Origin of the sequence: Methanohalophilus sp. RSK, assembly GCF_003722075.1 — an archaeon.
Lineage (GTDB): Archaea > Halobacteriota > Methanosarcinia > Methanosarcinales > Methanosarcinaceae > Methanohalophilus.
This window is the reverse complement of the sequence record NZ_RDSK01000002.1, coordinates 70,305-76,712: the sequence shown is the minus strand read 5'-3', so window position 1 is coordinate 76,712 and position 6,408 is coordinate 70,305. Positions and strand designations below refer to the sequence as shown.

Below are 6,408 nucleotides of genomic sequence, written 5' to 3'. Positions count from 1 at the left end.
AAACAATGCCGACCTAATTGGTGCAATGAATATTGAACACAAAACACGAGATTACAGGTATATCCTGGAATCTCAGGGGTGCTTGTCAGCCACCCAGACGAATGCTTAATTGACATTCAAGCCCCTTGTCGTAAGGGAGGGGTAGTTGACTTACTTCCTTTGAATAATTCAGACAAGTTCCCGGGGCTGTTTATGTTCCGGTAACACCGGCAGGGGCATTGTATTTATGAGGACGGGGGAGTCCACTTCCTTTGCCCTCTCAAGCAGCATTTCCTTACCCTTTTGTGTTAATGCAAAAAGCGGTACTGCCGTACCTACCTGTGCAAGAGGTTTTATTGATTCACGTATCTGGCGGGAAGCACATCCAGTTGTAATATCAACATGCTGGAAAAGTTCCATTGATTCCTCTTTTCCCAGACCGGTGGTATGTGCTGCAATGATAAGCAGGTCCAATTCTTCGTCAGCTTCAATTTGTCTCAAGCGTGCCGCATTTTTGGAATGGACCACAGTTACTGCAATTCTCTTGTATCCCAGCTTAGCTGCCTTCAATACGCCTCCCTCAGGGTTTATTTCAGCAGTGGCCGTATCCAGTACAATTCCACCCTTTTCTGCGATACCATTAATTACAGCATCAATGGGTTCTGTTTCAATCAGTCCTGAGATACGGGCACCCATTCCCTGTACAAGTTTAGGGTTGTTTGTGATCACAGTACCCGCTCCATCGCACACGGTGACAGTTGTATCAAGCATGTCCCGGTTCAGGCCGGTCATCATGACTTCAGAAGCACCGAATCCCACGAAAACATCCTGCTCCAGCTTCCTTTCGGGTGTGAAAAGACCAAAATCCTTTATCCGGAATTCCATATTTTCCCGGGCAGCTTCTGGAGTAATTTCCTTGATCCCACGCACCTTATCAAAAATGGGACACCATTTAACGGTAGGCTCCCCAACCTCGATGACTTTGCCATCCCGTACAACAATCCGGGTCTTCCCCAACAATTCCATTACATGTGGCATATATTTACACTTCCTTTTAGAGTGCTTCACGATGATCGATTACTCGTTTTGCTTTTCCAGTAGTGCGAGGAATAGTACCTTTTTCCACAAGATCAACATTGGTGCGTATATTCAGTACACTTTTAAGTTCATTTTCAACATGTTTTTTAACAGCAGCCAGATCTTTCAGTTCCCCTGTAAAAGCATTGTCTGAAAGTTCCACCCTGACAGTAATTTCATCCATCTTATGTGCATTACGTTTGAGCAGTATCTGGAACTGATCGGTAATCTCATTGATACCCACAAGTACATCCTCTATCTGGGATGGGAATATATTGATCCCGCGTACGATTAACATATCATCTGCCCGGCCCATTATACGGGAAATTCGAGTGCTGGTTCTCCCACATGCACATTCGGATTCAAGCAATCGGGTAATATCACCTGTATGATAGCGTATGACGGGGAAGGCTTCCTTGGTGAGGGATGTCAGGACAAGTTCGCCTTTTTCCCCCTCAGCCACCTGTTCGCCATTCGCATCCAGTACCTCTACAAGGAAATGATCATCCCATATATGTAATCCATCCTGTTCTTCACACTCAAAAGCAACCCCGGGACCGATAAGTTCAGATAAACCATAGGAATCATAAGCCTTCATTCCAAAGACATTCTCAATATCTTTTCGTGTGTTGGATGACCAGGGTTCTCCTCCAAAGGTGCCTATACGTAATGAGAGTTTATCCAGAATATCCATCTCTTCTGCGGTTTCAGCAAGATAGAGAGCGTAAGAAGGAGTACAATTAATTACAGTTACTCCAAAATCCTGCATCATTTCAAGTTGCCTGGCAGTATTGCCGGTACCGGCAGGAACGGTCATTGCACCAAGCCTTTCAGCACCGTTATGGAAGCCAAGTCCGCCGGTGAAAAGGCCATAATTCAGGGAATTCTGGAAAACATCGTCCGGTTCAACTCCTGTCATATTAAGATCGCGGGCCATCATATCTGCCCATGTATGGATGTCATTTTCAGTATATCCGACAACAGTAGGTTTCCCGCTGGTTCCTGAGGATGCATGGATACGGACCACATCTTTTTTAGGAGTTGCGAAAAGGCCGAAAGGATAGTTGGCACGGAGATCGGGTTTTTTTGTTATGGGAAGATTTGTGATATCATCAACTGAATTGATATTTTCAGGGGAGACACCAAGTGCTTTAAATTTGTCATTGTAGAAAGGAACGCTTCCATAGACGCTTGCAGCCGTTTTTTTTAGTCGTTTTAACTGTAATTGGCGCATTTCATCTTTTTTCATGGTTTCATATTCTGGCTGCCAGTATTTCATCGGTGGATCACCCTTTCGTTTTTGATTGGATTCAATATTTATAAAGATTTACCATGTGAAATATAACAGGCGAAAGTTCGTCCAGATATGGAATTTACTGTATTTATATGGTCATAATTAATAATATATAATTCATAAATATGAGCTTATGCCGATATTATGAACATAATTTAATTATTCTTTACCATATAATTTACATTGATGCACATAACTATTCCTCAGTATGGAGCAAGTAGTACGAAGAAAGCGGCACTTTCCTGATATAGAAATTTCAAAAATCGAAAAAAACCTCTGGAAGGAGTTCATATATGGAGGACATTTATTTGCAGCTGGCGCCGTTGGGGTTGTCTACATGGCTTCGATCTTTTGTAGCATATTTATAAGCTGGGATTTCTTGGTTGCTATCTATCTTATGTTTTATGCAATATATTTCTATGATTACACAACTGGAGCAGAAGAAGATAAACAGACAAACTCAGAAAGATCGGTTTATATAAATGCAGATGATAACCGGAAAAGGATTGCACTGACCATTTGTGGCGCTACGCTTGCCATGAGTGCCATATATATTATATGGAGCGATATCATAAACATGGTTATCGGATTTTCCATCCTCGTGTTAGGATTGTTGTACCACTCATGCTTCAAGAATTTAACACGTTTCATTCCTGCATTTAAGAATTTTTTTGTTTCGGCTGTCTGGGCATTGCTGGTTTTCCTTCTCCTGGCATATTACTCCCAGCCAATAACAAGCGCTGCAATTTTGCTTTCCGCATTTATTTTCTTAAGAATGCTTAAGATACAGATCCTATTTGATCTGAGAGATACAGAAGGGGATAAGAAAAAAGGTTTGTTGACAATTCCGGTATGTATGAAAGGAAATTCAGAAAAACTTCTCAATATGCTGAACGTACTGAACCTTTTAACGATAATTGTAATTGCATATGGAATACTTGCCGGCATTATCCCGGCAGCTTCGATGATGATATTACTTGTGTTTTTTTATGGACATAGTTACATAAAAGACATAAAAGCGGAGAAAAATGTTACCTCGCACTACCTGCTGGCAGCAGGAGAACCCATTCTTTGGGCGGGCCTTATGCAATCGGGTAATATATGCATACAACTTCTGAATACATCATTTAATCTCATATAAACCAGCAAGTTTTTCCGGAAGTCTTTAAACGTACATTAACTACTATGATTAGCCTATAGATAACCGGAAACAAATATGAGAAACGACCATAATTCCATAAACAAGCAGCTCTATATCTTGTCTTTTTCCAAGCTATTCAAAGATTTGGCAACTGGTATGCTACTGTTTTTTATACCTCTGTATGCTGCCAGGCTTGATGTAGGAATAATAGCAGAGATGCCTGCAGTACTGAAAGCGGGGATTGCAACTGCAGCTTTTGGAATTGCAAACTCACTATCCCAGCCTTTTATGGGCCGGTTGAGTGACCGACTCAACAGAAGAAAGGATTTTCTCGTTGTGGGATATGTCATTTACACCCTTCTCTGTATATCCTATCCCTATACTTCCTCACTTGAGAGCCTGACCTTGCTGCGTATTATACAGGGAATTGCCATTGGAGCTACAGTTCCTGCGATTGTAGCAATGGTTACCCATCTTTCCACCTCATCTGTAAGGGGCCAGGCAATCGGGATATACTCAAGCCTGAGGGGTTTTGCTTTTGGAATAGGTTCAATCATCGCCGGGGGTATACTGGCGATATCAAACTTTGATGTTGGTTTCTATATATGTGGACTTCTTGTACTGGCAACTTTGTTATTGGTGCAATTTTTCGTAAAAGAAACAGCACCTCCACCACAACCAGAAGAACCGGGAACGGCGGACCATGCAAACCAGAAGGAGTACTATATTCTCGCAGTTGCAATTTTCATGATGATGGTAGGGATTACCATCGTCCTTTCCCTTCTACCGGCCTACCAGCAGAGGCTTCAGACAGGGGAGTTTTTCCTCAGCCTGGCAGTTTCAGCCTATGTAATATCCCGTATTATTTTCCAGACACCAATGGGAATTCTGTCCGATCGCATAGAACGCAAATGGATAATTATCTCAGGTATTGCCATAAATGCCCTGATTGTTATCGGATTGGGACATGTAATACATATTGAAGAGCTAATAATACTGCGGATCATGCAGGGAATATCAATGGCCGCAGTTGAAACGCCCTTGATGGCTTTGGCAGTGGATATGACAGGCGGGCATTCAACAGGCAGACGGATAAGCATAATTACAAGTGCTCAGGCGGCAGGCATGGCAACCGGACCCCTGTTTGGGGGAATACTGGCCGGCTATGTCTCCTTCGAAACACCCTTCCATATATGTGCGATATTGATACTAATTTCAGGGTTGCTAATACTGAAGGGGATTCGTACAGAAACATGCCAAGAAGGAGCATTTTAAGCATGCTTTTAAAAAAATAATTCAATTTAAGATTGGTAACTGATCCATAAAATGCAGCCCAATTATCATCAGTGTGCATAGTGCACCCCAAGTTTGACAGTATTCTCTCTTTATATACACTCTACTTATGAATTACATATTGTTCCTCACGTATTTTATATCTTGCTTGTATGATGAAATTGTAATCAATAAGTCAGAGACATCGACTCCGCTTTTTTCTAATTCTTCTTCATTGTTTCTTAAAAAATATTCATATTCTTCAACATGGTGTATAGCTACTACTGAAAAGTCCATATATTTATTGTACCCTGGTACACTAAAATCAGTTTTCATTTCCCAAGCGTATTCATTATGAATTACATTTAAAATTTCAGCATCCATAGAAAGTATATTCCTGTAACATTCTGAAACGTTGTAGAATTTAGTTGATGTGTCGACTCCGTCCTGTTCTAATGTATTTTTATTTTCTTTAAGAAAATTACCATATTCTCTTAGGTGATAAATTGCATCTTCTGAATATTCAGTATATTCTTCTGCATCAGCATAATCTTTTTTTGATTCACCTGCAAAAGCACGATAATCTTTTTTTGATTCAATTTCTTCATATAAGTTATACAACTTATCTTGGTCTTTAAAGATAATCTTATCAAAATTTTGTACTTGGTTGAGATTATCGTTTGTATTCATGGAACAACCAGATGATAATATGGTTACACAGAATATGGATATCATTGCAATAATCAATAATTTATGTCTGTTCATGTTTACCTACCTCTATTTTTTGTAGAAAAGTATAAATTATATTTTACTTTTCGTTGGAACGCACATAGAAAAAATAATTCATATCTAACCATATATTATTTTCATCCTTGATTTCCAAACGTTCTTGGATAAGTTCATTGGTTGGATTCAATTCAGAAGCTTTTTCCGTGCATTTTATACTCATAAATTCATAGAAAGAGGACGCTGCCATCCAAACATCTGGATTTTTGGAACCTAACTTTAAAGATTGCTGTGTAGCCTTTATTGCATCATCAAAACGTTCCAACTTGATATAAATATCAACCAGCTCAATCCAACATTCTACAGATTTTGAATATAACTCAATCGACCTTTCAAAACAATATAGTGCCCTTTTTGGGTCATACATATCGTCATGGTCAAAATTTTCATAGGCATAGACTTTACCCTGACCAAGATATGATTTGGCATAATTTGAATCAATTGTATCTATATTTAGCACTTTGTCATATGCATCAAGTGCTTCTTTGTATTGTGACATTTTAAAATGGGCAAATCCTTTATACAACAAACTTGCAACAAATTGACTATCTATTTTTAATGATTCATTGAAGTAAGGGATAGAATCTTTATAGTGTCCCTTATTCAACAAAGAATATCCTTTTTCAAAATATTGAGTGGAAGTAGGAGAACTATTTGATTTTCTATGTGGCGAATCCATAGAAAATAACAAACCAGATATGTCTGCTTTTGAACCAGATATTTCCCCTGGTGAAAGTTCAAAATAGCCAGTATTCGGATAAAATCTTCTATTGGACATATATATAATTTAAATGAGTTCAATTATTTAACACTTTTGAAAAACTATTACGATAAGGACAATCATAAGAAATAAGACATA

At 39.3% G+C, this 6,408-nt stretch carries 6 protein-coding genes; 2 read left to right on the top strand and 4 right to left on the bottom strand.

Annotated elements, in window-relative coordinates; all coding sequences use genetic code 11:
• Positions 1-168: 168 nt before the first annotated feature.
• Positions 169-1,017, bottom strand: a complete 849-nt coding sequence (locus tag EFE42_RS02040) for a methanogenesis marker 8 protein (RefSeq protein WP_123135684.1) — start codon at positions 1,015-1,017, stop codon at positions 169-171.
• A gap of 16 nt (positions 1,018-1,033) precedes the next feature.
• Positions 1,034-2,335 (bottom strand): phenylacetate--CoA ligase family protein, encoded by a 1,302-nt coding sequence (locus EFE42_RS02035; protein WP_123135683.1) that lies wholly within the window; start codon positions 2,333-2,335, stop codon positions 1,034-1,036.
• A gap of 223 nt (positions 2,336-2,558) precedes the next feature.
• Here EFE42_RS02035 and EFE42_RS02030 point away from each other — a divergent pair, with 223 nt between their 5' ends.
• Together EFE42_RS02030 and EFE42_RS02025 are read left to right on the top strand one after the other, a co-directional pair.
• Positions 2,559-3,491, top strand: a complete 933-nt coding sequence (locus EFE42_RS02030; protein WP_123135682.1) for a UbiA family prenyltransferase — start codon at positions 2,559-2,561, stop codon at positions 3,489-3,491.
• A gap of 75 nt (positions 3,492-3,566) precedes the next feature.
• Complete coding sequence (locus EFE42_RS02025; RefSeq protein WP_123135681.1) at positions 3,567-4,766, top strand: MFS transporter; 1,200 nt, start codon at positions 3,567-3,569, stop codon at positions 4,764-4,766.
• Positions 4,767-4,898: 132 nt separating this feature from the next.
• On the opposite strand, the gene EFE42_RS02020 is transcribed toward EFE42_RS02025, so the two are convergent.
• Entirely contained in the window at positions 4,899-5,528 is a 630-nt protein-coding gene (locus EFE42_RS02020) for a hypothetical protein (RefSeq protein WP_123135680.1), read from the bottom strand.
• A 43-nt stretch (positions 5,529-5,571) separates the two neighbouring features.
• On the bottom strand, positions 5,572-6,327 hold the full coding sequence (locus EFE42_RS02015; protein ID WP_123135679.1) for a tetratricopeptide repeat protein: 756 nt from the start codon (positions 6,325-6,327) through the stop codon (positions 5,572-5,574).
• Between the last annotated feature and the right edge of the window lie 81 nt (positions 6,328-6,408).